We start from the raw sequence: 14,644 nt of genomic DNA, 5'->3' as shown, positions 1-14,644 counted from the left end.
CAATGGCAGAAATCAAGAGAACCCAGCCGCTGGCGCGCGATGCCATGGCCTATGTGCTGGCCGGCGGCCGCGGCAGTCGCCTCAAGGAGCTGACCGACCGGCGCGCCAAGCCCGCGGTCTATTTCGGCGGCAAGACGCGCATCATCGATTTCGCACTGTCGAATGCCCTCAACTCCGGCATCCGCCGCCTCGGCGTCGCCACCCAGTACAAGGCGCATTCGCTGATCCGCCACCTGCAGCGCGGCTGGAACTTCCTGCGGCCGGAACGAAACGAGAGCTTCGACATTCTGCCCGCCTCGCAGCGCGTCTCCGAAACGCAATGGTATGAAGGCACGGCCGACGCCGTCTACCAGAACATCGACATCATCGAAGCCTACGGCCCCGAATACATGGTCATCCTCGCCGGCGACCACATCTACAAGATGGACTACGAGCTGATGCTGCGCCAGCACGTCGATGCCGGCGCCGACGTCACCGTCGGCTGCCTGGAAGTGCCGCGCATGGAAGCGACCGGCTTCGGCGTCATGYATGTCGACAAGAAGGACACCATCATCTCCTTCATCGAGAAGCCCGCCGATCCGCCCGGCATCCCGGACAAGCCGGACTTTGCGCTGGCCTCGATGGGTATCTATGTGTTCAAGACCAAGTTCCTGATGGAGCAGCTGCGCCGCGACGCGGCCGAACCCGGTTCCAGCCGCGACTTCGGCAAGGACATCATTCCTTACGTCGTCAAGAACGGGAAGGCGATCGCTCACCGTTTCGCCAAGTCCTGCGTGCGCTCCTCCCATGAGGCCGAGCCCTACTGGCGCGATGTCGGAACCGTCGACGCCTATTGGGAGGCCAATATCGACCTCACCGACGTCACCCCCGCACTCGACCTCTACGACCGCGACTGGCCGATCTGGACCTATTCGGAATTGAAGCCGCCGGCAAAGTTCGTGCATGACGAGGACGGCCGCCGCGGCGAGGCGATCTCCTCACTGGTCTCCGGCGACTGCATCGTTTCCGGCGCCTCGCTGCGGCGCAGCCTGATCTTCACCGGCGCCCGCATCAATTCCTATTCGAAGCTCGAGGAGGTGGTGATGCTGCCCGACGTCCAGGTCGGCCGCAACGCGCACCTCAAGCGCGTCGTCATCGACCATGGCGTCCGCATTCCGGAAGGGCTGGTGGTCGGCGAGGATCCGGAGCTTGAYGCCAAGCGCTTCCGCGTCTCGGAGAAGGGCATCAGCCTGATCACCCAGGACATGATCGACAAGCTGTCGCTCTGATCGACAAAGTTGCCAGTCTGATCAACCACTTGTCAGTCTGATCAACAAGCTGTCACTTTAGGTTGTTTTTGTGCATGTCATTGTCCCAAAGCCGCTGCACACTTTTGGGCGACAAGCACTAGGAGCGGATCGTTAAGCGCATGCAGGTTCTGTCGGTCACGCCCGAAATCTTCCCGCTGGTAAAGACCGGCGGGCTTGCCGACGTGACCGGCGCGCTGCCGATCGCCCTCGCCGGCAAGGGCGTGGCGATGCGCACGCTGGTTCCCGGCTATCCGGCGGTGATGGAGCGCTTCAAGAAAAAGAAGGCCGTCTACCACTACCCGCTGCTGCACGGCGGCAAGGCCTCGGTCCATGCCGTCAGGATCGGTGAACTCGACCTCTTCGTGCTCGACGCGCCGCATCTTTTCGACCGCCAGGGCGGGCCCTACGGCACCGCCTCCGGCTCCGACTGGCCCGACAACTGGCGGCGCTTCGCGGCGCTCAGCCAGGCCGGCGGCGACATCGCCGCCGGCGCGATCTCCGGTTACCAGCCCGACATCGTGCACGCCCATGACTGGCAGTCGGCGATGACGCTTGCCTATATGCGCTACGGCAAAGCGGTCGGCGTGCCGTCGCTGATCACCGTGCACAACCTTGCCTTCCAGGGCCAGTTCGGGGCCGGCATCTTCGGCGAGCTCGGCCTCCCGGGCGCGGCCATGCAGCTCGACGGCGTCGAATATTATGGCGGCGTCGGTTTTCTCAAGGCCGGCCTGCAGGCCGCCTGGGCGATCACTACGGTGAGCCCGACCTATGCGCAGGAGATCCGCTCGCCGGAATTCGGCATGGGCCTCGACGGCTTGATCAACATGCGCGCGGTCGACCTCTACGGCATCGTCAACGGCATCGATGTCGGTATCTGGAACCCGGCGACCGACAAGCATCTGGTGGCCAATTATTCGGCGGAGAAGCTGGAGGCTCGAGGCCTCAACCGCAAGGCGGTCGAGGACCGCTTCAATCTCGAGAGCGACGACAGCCCGATCGTCTGCGTGGTCAGCCGGCTGACCTGGCAGAAGGGCATGGACATTCTGGCCGCGGTGGTCGACGGCATCGTTCAGCGTGGGGCGCGACTGGCAGTCCTGGGCTCCGGCGATGCCGGCCTCGAAGGCTCGCTGCTTGCCKCCGCGGCGCGGCATCGCGGCCGCGTCGGCGTCGTCATCGGCTACGACGAAGCGCTCTCCCACATCATGCAGGGCGGGTGCGACGCCATCGTCATCCCGTCGCGCTTCGAGCCTTGTGGGCTGACGCAGCTCTACGGACTGCGCTATGGTTGCGTACCGGTCGTCGCTCGCACCGGCGGCCTCGCCGACACCATCATCGACGCCAACGAGGCGGCGTTGTCGGCGGGCGTCGCCACCGGCTTCCAGTTCGCGCCGAACAATGGCGGCGCGCTGCTGCATGCCATCCGCCGGCTGGTCGAGGCGCATGCCAGGCCCGCGAGCTGGGCCTCGATCCAGCGCCAGGGCATGAAGGCCGACGTCTCCTGGGACAAGAGCGCCGAGAAATATGTCGAACTCTATCGCTTGCTGCTTTCGAAAAGGGCTGCCTGAGGCATGATCAAGACCGTCCCCACCAAACCCTATACCGACCAGAAGCCCGGCACCTCGGGCCTGCGCAAGAAAGTGCCCGTGTTCCAGCAGGAGCACTATGCCGAGAACTTCATCCAGTCGATCTTCGACGCGCTGGAAGGCTTTGAAGGCAAGACGCTGGTCATCGGCGGCGACGGCCGCTTCTACAACCGCGAGGTCATCCAGAAGGCCATCGCCATGGCCGCCGCCAACGGCTTCGGCAAGGTTATGGTCGGGCAGGGCGGCATCCTCTCGACGCCGGCAGCCTCCAACATCATCCGCAAATACAAGACTTTCGGCGGCATCATCCTGTCGGCCAGCCACAATCCGGGCGGCCCGCACGAGGATTTCGGCATCAAATACAATGCCGGCAATGGCGGCCCGGCGCCGGAGAAGATCACCGACGCGATCTTCGAAAAGACCAAGACGATATCGAGCTTCAAGATCGCCGACATCGGCACGGTCGACATCGACACGATCGGCACCTTCCAGGCCGGCGGCATGACGGTCGAGGTCTTCGACCCGGTCAAGGACTAYGCCGAGCTGATGGAAAGCCTGTTCGACTTCGACGCCATCCGCGCCAACTTCAAATATGGCTTCCGCATGCGCTTCGACGCCATGCATGCGGTGACTGGTCCCTATGCCAAGGAAATTCTTGAGCGCCGGCTCGGCGCGCCGAACGGCACCTGCCGCAACTTCAAGCCGCTGCCGGATTTCGGCGGCCATCACCCCGATCCGAACCTGGTGCACGCCAAGCATCTCTACGACGAGATGATGGGACCGGATGCGCCGGATTTCGGCGCCGCCTCGGATGGCGACGGTGACCGCAACCTGATCATCGGCAAGGGCATCTTCGTCACCCCGTCGGACTCGGTGGCGATGCTTGCCGCCAACGCGCATCTGGCGCCCGGCTACAAGGAAGGCCTGAAAGGCATCGCCCGCTCGATGCCCACCAGCGGTGCCGCCGACCGCGTCGCCGAAAAGCTCGGCATCGGCATCTACGAGACCCMGACCGGCTGGAAGTTCTTCGGCAACCTGCTCGACGCCGGAATGGCGACGATCTGCGGCGAGGAGWGCGCCGGCACCGGCTCCAACCATGTGCGCGAGAAGGACGGGCTGTGGGCCGTGCTTTTGTGGCTCAACATCCTCGCGGTGCGCGGCGAGAGCTGCAAGGACATCGTCACCAAGCACTGGGAAACCTACGGCCGCAACTACTATTCGCGCCACGACTATGAGGAGGTCGAGACCGAGCGGGCGAACGCGTTGGTCGATGAATTGCGCGCGAAGCTCGGCTCGCTGCCCGGCACCAGCGTGCGCGGCATGAAGATCGCCAGCGCCGACGACTTCGCCTATCACGATCCGGTCGACGGCTCGGTGAGCAAGAACCAGGGAATCCGGATCCTGTTCGAGGGCGGCTCGCGCGTCGTCTTCCGCCTCTCCGGCACGGGCACTTCCGGAGCCACACTGCGCGTCTATATCGAGCGCTACGAGCCGGACAAGAGCCGGCACGACCTCGACACGCAGGAAGCGCTCGCCGATCTCATCGCAGCCGCCGACGACATTGCCGGCATCAAGCGCCACACCGGCCGCAACAAGCCGAGCGTGATTACTTGAGGGTGGCATCGAGCGCCTTCCCTTCTCCCCTTGTGGGAGAAGGTGGCCGAGCGAAGTTCGGTCGGATGAGGGGTGCTCCAGCTTGGCGCAGGCCTGCGTTCAAATCGGTAATGCCTCATTCCTTCCAACACCCCTCATCCGTCTCGGCGCTGCGCGCGGATCCACCTTCTCCCACAAGGGGAGAAGGGGRGGGCGGGCCGCGCCCATGACCCAGCTCGGCGCAACCGTCACCAGCGGCGGCATTCGCTTTGCCGTCTGGTCGTCATCGGCGAGACGGCTGTGGGTTTCGATTTTTGACGATACGGGAGCCCGCGAAGTAGAGCGGCTGGAACTGAAGCCGGAAGGCGAGGGGGTGCATACCCTCTTCGTCTCCGCACTTTCAGAAGGCACGCGCTACGGTTTTCGCGCCGACGGGGACTATGCGCCGGATCGCGGTTTATGGTTCGATCCGGACAAGCTTCTCACAGATCCCTATGCGGTCGAGATCGATCGACCCTACCGCTACCACTGGCGGCTCGCCGCCAAACGCAATGAAGGCGCCGACACCGCCGCGTTGATGCCAAAGGCAGCGGCGCGCACGCTGCCGCAGCCGCTATCGCCCAAGCCGCCGCTCTTCCAGCCCGGCGGCCTGATCTACGAGATCAACGTCCGCTCCTTCACCAAGCTGCATCCGGATGTCGCGGAAGCGCAGCGCGGCACCATCGCAGCGCTCGCCCATCCTGCCGTCCTCGAGCATCTGAAGCGTCTCGGCGTCTCCACGGTCGAGCTCATGCCGATCACGGCCTCGATCGACGAGCGGCACCTCCCGCCGCTGGGGCTGAAGAACGCCTGGGGCTACAACCCCGTCACCTTCATGGCGCTCGATCCGCGTCTGGCGCCCGGCGGCCTGACGGAATTGCGCGACACCGTCGCGGCGCTTCGCGATGCGGGCGTCGGCACCATCCTCGATCTCGTCTTCAACCATACCGGCGAGAGCGACCGGCTGGGGCCGACGCTGTCGCTGCGCGGCCTCGACGCGCAGGCCTATTACCGGCATTTGCCGGACGGCAGGCTGGCCAACGACACCGGCACCGGCAACACGACGGCCTGCGATCAACCGGCCGTGCAGCAGATGGTGCTCGACACGCTCCGCCATTTCGTCCGCCATGCCGGGGTCGACGGCTTCCGCTTCGACCTCGCGTCGGTACTCGGCCGCGTGGAGGGGACGTTCGAACCAAACGCGCCCCTGCTCGAAGCCATCGCCGGCGATCCTGTGCTCGCCGACCGCGTGCTGATCGCCGAGCCGTGGGACATCGGTCCGAACGGCTATCAGCTCGGCAATTTCCGGCCGCCATATCTGGAATGGAACGACCGCTACCGCGACGATGTCAGGCGCTTCTGGCGCGGCGACGCCGGCGCGATCGGTGCTTTGGCCACCAGGCTTGCAGGCTCGTCCGACGTTTTCGGCGGTGCAGGGCAGCCAGCGATCCGCAGCGTCAATTTCATCGCCGCGCATGACGGCATGACGCTGGCCGATCTCGTCGCCTATGAGAAGAAGCACAACGCGGCCAACGGCGAGCAGAATCGCGACGGCCATGACGACAACCTCTCCTGGAACAACGGCGTCGAGGGCGAGACGGCGGACGCGGCGATTACCAAGGCGCGTTTCGACGACCAGCGAGCGCTGCTTGCGACGCTCTTTGCTTCGCGCGGCACGATCATGCTGACCGCTGGCGACGAGTTCGGCAGAACACAGAAAGGCAACAACAACGCCTATGCGCAGGACAACGCCATCACGTGGCTCGACTGGGACGGCCGCGACCAGGCGCTGGAGCAATATGCCTTTGYGCTCGCGACGCTGCGCCGGGCCTTCCCGGCGCTGTCGGACACGCATTTCCTGACCGGCAAGCCGGCGGACGGTTCAGAAATCCCTGATGTCGCCTGGTTGACCGAGACCGGCGCGCCGCTCGGCGAGGCCGACTGGAACGATCCCGGACGACATCGCCTCGTCATGATGCTCGGCGATAGCGGGGCCGGTCGCCTTGCCGTCATGGTCAATGGCGACCGCCGCCAATGCGTATTCACCTTGCCCGCGCGGAAAGGTTTTGAGTGGCATTCCGCTATCGAGACGCAGGCGATCGACCTTGCGCGGCCGCTGCCCGGCCGAAGCGTGAATTTCATGATCGAGCGCCGGGCCGCAAAAGCCCGCGCCAGGAAGGGTCCGTAATGGCTGGCGAAAATGCTGAATGGTGGCGCGGCTGTGTGATCTACCAGATCTATCCGCGCTCCTTCCAGGACACGACCGGTAACGGCAGCGGCGATCTCAAGGGCATCACGTCGCGTCTTGCCCATGTCGCTTCCCTCGGTGTCGATGCCGTCTGGCTCTCGCCCTTCTTCAAGTCGCCGATGGCCGACATGGGCTATGACGTGTCGGACTATCGCGATGTCGATCCGATGTTCGGCATGCTGGAGGATTTCGATGCGCTGGTCGCTGAGGCGCACCGGCTCGACCTGAAAGTGATCATCGACCAGGTGATTTCGCACTCGTCCGACAGGCACGAATGGTTCGTCGAGAGCCGCGCCAGCCGCGATAATGCGAAGGCCGACTGGTATGTCTGGGCCGACGCCAAGCCAGACGGCAACCCGCCGAACAACTGGCTGTCGCTGTTCGGCGGGCCGGCCTGGGAGTGGGATGCCACCCGCCGGCAGTATTACATGCACAATTTCCTCGCCGCGCAGCCGGACCTCAACTTCCACACCCCGGAAGTGCAGGACGCGCTTCTCGACACGGTGCGTTTCTGGCTGGAGCGCGGCGTCGACGGCTTCCGGCTGGATACGGTCAACTACTATGTCCATGACCGCTGGCTGCGCGACAACCCGCCGCTGGCTTCGAGCGTGGCCGGCACCAATGTCGCGACCACAACCTATGCCTTCCAGGAGCATCTCTTCGACAAGACGCGGCCGGAAAATCTCGACTTCCTCAAGCGTTTCCGCGCGTTGCTCGACGAGTATCCGGACCGGGCGGCGGTCGGCGAAGTAGGCGACGAGGAGCGCTCGCTGCAGACGCTCGCCGCCTACACCTCCGAGGGCGACAAGCTGCAAATGTGCTACACCTTCGACCTGCTCGGCCCGCAATTCTCGGCCGCCCATGTGCGCGGTTGCGTCGAGGCTTTCGAGAATGCGGTTGTGGACGGCTGGGTTTGCTGGGCCTTTTCCAACCACGACGTCACGCGCCATGTCAGCCGCTGGATGCGGCCGGGCGAAAATCCGGATACGGTGGCGAAATTCGCGATCGCCCTGCTTTCGTGCCTGCGCGGCTCGATCTGCCTCTACCAAGGCGAGGAGCTTGGGCTGGAGGAAGCGGAGCTTGCCTATGAGGACCTGCGCGATCCGCTGGGCATCCGCTTCTGGCCGGGCGTGAAGGGTAGGGACGGCTGCCGCACGCCGATGGTCTGGGAGGCGGCCGCCGAGAATGGCGGCTTCTCCACGGCCAGGCCCTGGCTGCCGGTGCCGCAAGCGCACCGCGCCCGCGCTGTCGATGTGCAGAACGGCCAGGAACAGTCGGTGCTTGCCGCCTATCGCTCGATGCTGTCCCTGCGCAAGCGCCACCCGGCGCTGGTAAACAGCTCCATCCGATTTCTCGACGCGGAAGGCGATGTGCTGGCCTTCGTCCGCGAGCGCGACGACGAGAGGCTGCTCTGCGTTTTCAATTTCGCCGGCGAGCCGGCCGACTGGCCGTTGCCGGAGGAACTCGGCGGCATCGAGCCGATCGCCATTGCCGTCGATGCCAGCGGAGTTCTTGAAGAGAGAGCGCTCGCGCTGCCGGCTTTGGGCTGCTTTGTCGGGCGGACAGGCTGACGGGCTATTACTGCACCAGCACCGCGCGCCCGCAGGTCGCGCCGGTCACCCGAACGTCGGCCTCGCCGACATGCACCCCAAGCGCTGCAAGCACATTGTAGACGAGATTGTCGACCGGCGCGGTCACRCCATCGAGCAGCGTCGTCACCGCCGGCTTCACCGTGCCGAGCAGGGCGCTCACATCGATGYCGAGGCCCACTGCTTTAACCGACAGCGACAGGTTGTTGACGAGCGAGGTCGTGAGCGACTGCGTCAGGTTCTTCGTCGACGCGGTCTTGATCGTTTTGTTGGCAATGTCGGTGGCACTGAAGGCCAGCTTCGTCGGTGCCGTGTTGGTGATCGYGGTCGCCGCGGATCCGGTCACCTGCAGCAACGGCACGAGCAACACCTTTAGATCGGCGATCTCGGCGTCGTGGAAGGACTGCGGCCTGGTGAAGTCGACGAAGCCGCTGGCATCGCTGTCGGCAAGGTGCGCCTCGACAACGCCGGGCTGCGCGGCAATCGAGACCTTGATGCTGGAAGGGCCTGTGGGGCAACTGATATCGGTCAACTTTGCCTCGGCATAGGCGACCTCGACATTGAGCGGCAGGTTGACGGCGAGCAGCTTGGTGCCGCTGCCAAGGTTGGGCGTGCCGACGGTGACGCTGGCATTGAGCTTGATGCGCGTCTGCGCGGTGCGCACCACTGTACCCGCTTCTCCGACCGCCAGCCAGGGCGAGTTCTGCATGGGCTCGCCGACGGCGATGTCGAGGGTCGTCGATGTCAGCCCGGGTATGGTGGCGCCGAGATTGAGGGCAACCTGGTTGGTCCCGTTGGCGAGCGCCGCGGCCGCGGTCAGCATGCTCAGGGCGCTTGCGCCCACCGAAAGCCCGGCGGGCTTCTGGCCGAGGCCGAGGCTGCCCACCGAGCCGAGGTCGACGAGATGGCTGAGCGGGATCTTGACCGCGTTGGTGGCGCTTGAGGCCATTGTCTGCAGCGCGACCTTGGCCGTCCGATCCAACCCGGGAACGTTGGCCATGGCGGTTGCGATCTGGCCGACCGTAGCCTTCGAGGCCAGCACGTCCGAATAGCTCACGCCGGTCATATGCAGTTGCGTCGCCAATGCATCGGTAAATGAGAGCACGTCGACATCGGCCGAGATCAGCGAATTGTAGTCCATCACGCTGAGCGAGATGTTGCCGCCGAGAAGCCCGCCGAGCAGCGCGTTGAGAATGCCGCCATTGACGCTGGCAAGCCGCGAGCCGACCGAGAATGCCGCTTCGGGCTGGGCGCTGGCGGTGGCCRTCGTGCCGATCACCGGCGGTGCCATCACCGAGGCGGCGAAATAGAGCGTGCCCTGTTTCTTCAGCGACACCTGGACGGCGTTGTAGGGGCGTTTGCCTGCCTCGAAGCGGCTGCCGGCCGCTATGGAACTGACCCCGGAATAGCGTCCAGGCACGACCTGCACGACTGCCTTGCGGCCGGTCGGCGCGATGTTGCTCCCCGAGTGCTGCACGGCGACGGACGTGATTCCATTGTCCTTCAGYGTCGTCAGCACCGCTTGCTCGGCATTGTTGATGTTGGCGGCGGCGGTGATCGCGGCGAGGTCGACGATCGACTGCGCGGCGCGGCGCTCATTGTAAAGCGAGCCTTCGTCGATTGCGAAGGCGGTCAGCGCCAAAGCGACCGGCGTGCAGAGCGCGGTCATGACCGCAAAATTGCCGCGCCGGTCGGCCATCAGCCGCCGGGTGGCGCTCATCAATCCCCCCGCGGAATTGCGCATCAAATGCCCCCGACCCGGATTGTCGATTGACGCTGGATCGTCACGCCGGGCAGCGGCAGGTCGTGCAACAGGTTCCAGATCGGCAGGTCGCGCGCGTCATAGCTGACCGAGACGACGAACTGGCTGCCGTCGACGGCGCTGTCCCTGGCGTYGACCGTCAGCTTGTTGGGGTCGACAAAGGGATAGCCCGCGACATCGTGGGTGATGAAATCGGTCACCAGTGCCCGGCGCTCGGTTTGGTTGAGACCGGCGATCGCCGTGCGCGCCGCGTCGGCGGCGATCTGCTGGACCGAATGGCTGGCACCGAAATATATTCCGTATGCAACCATACCGAGCAGAAGCAGGATGAAGATCGGCGCCAGCATGGCGAATTCGACCGCCGACGTTCCGGCGGCGTCAGTCGGAAAACGAGACCAGGGAGCAAGCAATTTTCGGTTCTTCAGCATGGTCCGGACAATGCCAAAGCCCACCTGCAAAAATAGAAAACGACCGGAACAACCGAAAGCTGCACCAAGTTGAACGGCGACATAAACTTTAGATTTCGCTGTTTTAGCGAGGCGCCGCTCACTCAACGTCAAGCAGCGGGTAGTTGAAATAAGATTTCGCTCTGTCTAGTCTCGCCGCCACCAGCTGCCGGAAGGGACCGGCGGCACGCTCAAAAGGAGCCCGTCGAACGGTTCCGGGGCGTCAACTTGAAAGGCGTGGTTGAGGGGCCGCGTCCAAAGGGAGAGACTTTCATGCTGAAAAATCTGCTGAAGGCGACCGTGTTCGCCACCACCATGGCCTTGGCCGCCGGCACCTTCTACACGCCGGCCTTCGCCGAGACCGTCTACAACCGCGGCGCCGCCGCCGAGGCGGAGACCGTCGATCCGCACAAGACGTCGACGGTCTACGAAGCCGATATTATACGCGACCTGTTCCAGGGTCTCGTCATGCATGACCAGAAGACCAACCTCATTCCGGGGGCAGCCGAAAGCTGGACGGTGTCCGACGACGGCACTGTCTACACCTTCAAGCTGCGCAAGGACGGCCTCTGGTCGGATGGCAGCCCGGTGACGGCGGACGACTTCGTCTATTCGTTCCGTCGGCTGGAAGATCCGGCCACCGCTGCAGAATACGCCTCGATGCTCTATCCGGTGAAGGGCGCCGAGGACTTCAACACCAAGAAAGGCAAGGCCGAGGACATGGGCGTGAAGGCGATCGACGCCAACACGTTGCAAGTCACGCTGAAGGCCCCGACGCCCTACTTCCTGGAGATGCTGACCCACCAGGCGACCTATCCGGTCAACAAGGCTTCCATGGACAAGCTCGGCGCTGACTGGATCAAGCCGGGCAAGCTGGTCTCCAACGGTGCCTATACGCTGAAGGAGTGGGTTCCCAACGACCACATGAAACTGGTCAAGAACCCGAAGTTCTGGGACGCCGGGAGCGTCAAGCTCGACGTGGTCAACTACATCCCGACCGAGGATCGCTCGTCGGCGATGAAGCGCTTCGAGGCCGGTGAACTCGACAGTTATGGTGACCTGCCGACTGAACAGCTCGCCGATCTCAAAACCAAATTCGGTGACCAAGTCCGTGTCGGGCCATATCTCGGCACCTATTATTATGCGATCAAGACCGACAAGGCGCCTTGGAACAATGTCGAGCTGCGCAACGCCATCTCGATGGCGATCGATCGCGACTTCCTCGCCGAGAAAGTCTGGCAGAACTCGATGYTGCCCGGCTATTCGATGGTGCCTCCGGGCATCGAGGGCTACACGCCGGCACTGGCCAAATATGCCGACATGTCGCAGATCGACCGCGAGGATGCGGCCAAGAAGATCCTGGAAAAGCTAGGCTATACACCCGAGCATCCGTTGAAGATGGAGATCCGCTACAACACCTCGGAGAACCACAAGAACACGGCGGTCGCCATCCAGGAACAGCTGAAGCCGCTCGGCATCGAGGTGACGCTGCTCAACACGGACACCAAGACCCATTACGGCTTCCTCGAGCAGAAGGGCAACTACGACGTCGCCCGCGCCGCCTGGATCGCCGACTACAAGGATCCGGAGACCTTCCTCGGCATCTCGCGCAAGGCCAGCGGCAACAACTACTCGAACTATAACAGCCCGGCCTATGAGGCCGCGATGGACAAGGCAGCCGCCGCCGGCGGCAAGCCCGAGGAGCGTATGAAGGATCTCGCCGCGGCCGAGCGCATCCTCGTCGACGACGTCGCCCAGATCCCGCTGCTCTACTACAGCTACCACGACATCGTCTCTTCGAAGCTRCATGGCTTCACCGACAATGTGATGGACATTCATCCGTCCCGCTTCATCTCCAAGGACTGATAAGAAACCTTGGCCGTGCCGTCGCTCTCTTTTTGGGAGCGGCGGTTGCGGTCTGTCGTCGTGCCKGGCCGAAAGTCGGATTGGATTTTCGGCAATGCTGGTGCGAAGATCAGAGATGCCAGCGCGCCACGGTCTCGTCTGGAGAGCTGTCGCCCTGGCTGAAGCGGGGCGCCGATGCTGCGTTATGTCTTCCGGCGGCTGTTGACCGCCATCCCGACGCTATTCGTCATTGTGACGGTGGCGTTCTTCCTGATCCGGATCGCGCCAGGCGGCCCGTTCAACCAGGAGCGGGGCTTGAGCCCCGAAATCAGGGCCAATCTCGAAGCCCAGTTCGGCCTCAACGATCCGCTCTGGCTGCAATATGTCCACTATCTCGGCAATCTTTTGCGCGGCAGTTTCGGACCGAGCTACAACCTGCCGGACTTCACCGTCACCGAGCTCTTCGCCAAGGGCCTGCCGATCTCCGTCCAGATCGGCACGTCGGCACTGGTGCTGGCGCTGCTGCTGGGCTCGATCCTCGGCACGATCGCTGCGCTCAACCAGAATAAAATAGCCGACTATTCAGTGATCGCTTTAGCCACCGCCGGCAGCACCATCCCCACCTTCGTCACCGCTCCTGTGATCCAGCTCGTCTTCGGGCTTTCCTGGAAGCTGTTGCCGATCGGCGGCTGGGGTGACGGCGCCTTGATCAACAAGGTCGGGCCGGTGTTGACGCTCGCCCTGCCGCAGATCGCCATCGTCGCCCGCCTGATGCGCGGCTCGATGATCGAGAGCCTGYGTTCGCACCATATCCGCACCGCCCGCGCGCTTGGCCTGTCGGACTGGTCGGTGGTGGTCAAGCACGCTTTGCGCGGCGCCGTGCTGCCGATCGTTTCCTTCACCGGTCCCGCAGCGGCGGCATTGCTCACCGGCTCGATCATCGTCGAGACCATCTTCTCCATCCCGGGCGTCGGCCGCTATTTCGTCGATGCCGCGCTCAACCGAGACTACACACTGGTCATGGGCACGGTCGTGGTGATCGCGCTCTTCACCATCGTCTTCAACCTGATCGTCGATCTCCTCTACGCGGTCGTTGATCCGAGGGTGCGCTATGACTGAGCTCGCCGTAGCCGTTCCGGAGCCGATCGTCGGCCGCTCGCTGTGGGGCAATGCCTGGGCGCGGCTGAAGCGCAACCGCGCCGCCATGTTCAGCCTCTATTATCTGGCGCTGATCGCCGTCATCAGCGTGTTCGGCCCCTGGTTTGCGCCGCATGAATACACCACCATCTATGGCGACTATGTGCGCACGCCGCCGAGCCTATCGGCCTATCCGAAGCCCGACATGATCCAGGGCGCGCTGGCCGACGCCATCAAGCGCATGCGCGTCGACATCAAGGAGTGGCACCAGGACGGCAGCCGCGTCATCGTCACGGTCACCTCGACCAAGCCGATCGACGACCGCAGCGTCCGCTATCTCGACCGCTCCGACRCTTTCGACGACACGAAGATCGAAAGCAAGTCACCCGACGGGCGCGAAGCGACGATGAGCTCGGCCGTCAGGCAGCAATATTTCATCTTCGGCACCGACAATACCGGCCGCGACTTGCTCTCGCGCACGATGATGGCGGGGCGAATTTCGCTCGCCATCGGCCTGCTTGCCGGCGTCGTCGCCGGCGTCATCGGCGTCATCTACGGCGCGACGGCCGGCTTTGCCGGCGGTCGTGTCGACGAGGTGATGATGCGCATCGTCGACGTGCTTTATTCGCTGCCCTTCATCTTCTTCGTCATCATGCTGGTGGTGTTCTTCGGCCGCAACTTCGTGCTGATGTTCCTGGCGGTTGGCGCGGTGCTGTGGCTCGACATGGCGCGCATCGTGCGCGGCCAGGCGCTGTCGATCCGCAGGCAGGAATATGTCCAGGCGGCGGAAGCGATGGGCGTCGGCCAGCGCGGCATCCTGGTGCGCCACGTCATCCCCAATCTGCTCGGCCCGGTGGTCATCTACATGACGCTGCTCGTGCCGCAGGTGATCATCCTGGAAAGCTTCCTTTCCTTCCTCGGCCTCGGCGTTCAGGAGCCGATGACCAGCTGGGGCGTGCTGATCTCGGTCGGCGCCAAGAACATCGGCACCGCCAATTGGCTGCTTCTGTTCCCGGCCTTCTTCCTCGTCTCGACGCTGTTTGCGCTGAACTTCATCGGCGACGGCCTGCGCGACGCGCTCGACCCGAAAGATCGATAAGGATGGGGATCGCT

The 14,644-nt window shown here is 64.0% G+C and carries 10 protein-coding genes; 8 read left to right on the top strand and 2 right to left on the bottom strand.

Features of this window, described 5'->3' with window-relative positions; translation table 11 throughout:
• Window positions 1-2 precede the first annotated feature (2 nt).
• The 5 genes from glgC to bglA all read left to right on the top strand — a co-directional run bounded on the left by glgC (window position 3) and on the right by bglA (window position 8,323).
• Window positions 3-1,268, top strand: coding sequence for a glucose-1-phosphate adenylyltransferase (glgC, locus tag ORS3428_RS20430; protein WP_071100076.1), 1,266 nt, complete (start codon window positions 3-5; stop codon window positions 1,266-1,268).
• A gap of 140 nt (window positions 1,269-1,408) precedes the next feature.
• Window positions 1,409-2,854, top strand: coding sequence for a glycogen synthase GlgA (gene glgA, locus ORS3428_RS20425; protein WP_071100075.1), 1,446 nt, complete (start codon window positions 1,409-1,411; stop codon window positions 2,852-2,854).
• A gap of 3 nt (window positions 2,855-2,857) precedes the next feature.
• On the top strand, window positions 2,858-4,486 hold the full coding sequence (locus ORS3428_RS20420) for an alpha-D-glucose phosphate-specific phosphoglucomutase (RefSeq protein WP_071100074.1): 1,629 nt from the start codon (window positions 2,858-2,860) through the stop codon (window positions 4,484-4,486).
• A 205-nt stretch (window positions 4,487-4,691) separates the two neighbouring features.
• Complete coding sequence (gene glgX / locus ORS3428_RS20415) at window positions 4,692-6,692, top strand: glycogen debranching protein GlgX (protein WP_071100073.1); 2,001 nt, start codon at window positions 4,692-4,694, stop codon at window positions 6,690-6,692.
• Entirely contained in the window at window positions 6,692-8,323 is a 1,632-nt protein-coding gene (gene bglA, locus ORS3428_RS20410; protein WP_071100072.1) for a beta-galactosidase BglA, read from the top strand. Before glgX ends, bglA begins: the two co-directional genes overlap by 1 nt.
• A gap of 7 nt (window positions 8,324-8,330) precedes the next feature.
• Here the strand turns inward: bglA and ORS3428_RS20405 are convergent, their stop codons facing one another.
• Window positions 8,331-10,061 carry a pilus assembly protein TadG-related protein gene (locus ORS3428_RS20405; RefSeq protein ID WP_244508044.1) on the bottom strand — a complete coding sequence of 577 codons (1,731 nt, stop codon included), beginning with the start codon at window positions 10,059-10,061 and terminating at the stop codon, window positions 8,331-8,333.
• A gap of 23 nt (window positions 10,062-10,084) precedes the next feature.
• The gene (locus tag ORS3428_RS20400; RefSeq protein ID WP_083355239.1) at window positions 10,085-10,531 is read right to left on the bottom strand and encodes a TadE/TadG family type IV pilus assembly protein; all 447 of its coding nucleotides are present in this window, start codon (window positions 10,529-10,531) and stop codon (window positions 10,085-10,087) included.
• Window positions 10,532-10,822: 291 nt separating this feature from the next.
• Between ORS3428_RS20400 and ORS3428_RS20395 the strand changes: the two genes are divergently transcribed.
• From ORS3428_RS20395 to ORS3428_RS20385, 3 genes are all read left to right on the top strand, one after another.
• Window positions 10,823-12,415, top strand: a complete 1,593-nt coding sequence (locus ORS3428_RS20395; RefSeq protein WP_071100070.1) for a peptide ABC transporter substrate-binding protein — start codon at window positions 10,823-10,825, stop codon at window positions 12,413-12,415.
• 174 nt (window positions 12,416-12,589) lie between these two features.
• Window positions 12,590-13,513, top strand: coding sequence for an ABC transporter permease subunit (locus ORS3428_RS20390; RefSeq protein WP_071100069.1), 924 nt, complete (start codon window positions 12,590-12,592; stop codon window positions 13,511-13,513).
• Window positions 13,506-14,630 carry an ABC transporter permease gene (locus ORS3428_RS20385; RefSeq protein ID WP_071100068.1) on the top strand — a complete coding sequence of 375 codons (1,125 nt, stop codon included), beginning with the start codon at window positions 13,506-13,508 and terminating at the stop codon, window positions 14,628-14,630. The genes ORS3428_RS20390 and ORS3428_RS20385 overlap by 8 nt, the downstream gene beginning before the upstream one ends.
• Window positions 14,631-14,644 lie beyond the last annotated feature (14 nt).

The organism is Mesorhizobium sp. ORS 3428 (genome assembly GCF_001854785.1).
Taxonomy (GTDB): Bacteria; Pseudomonadota; Alphaproteobacteria; order Rhizobiales; family Rhizobiaceae; genus Mesorhizobium.
This window is presented reverse-complemented; position numbering and strand designations above follow the sequence as displayed.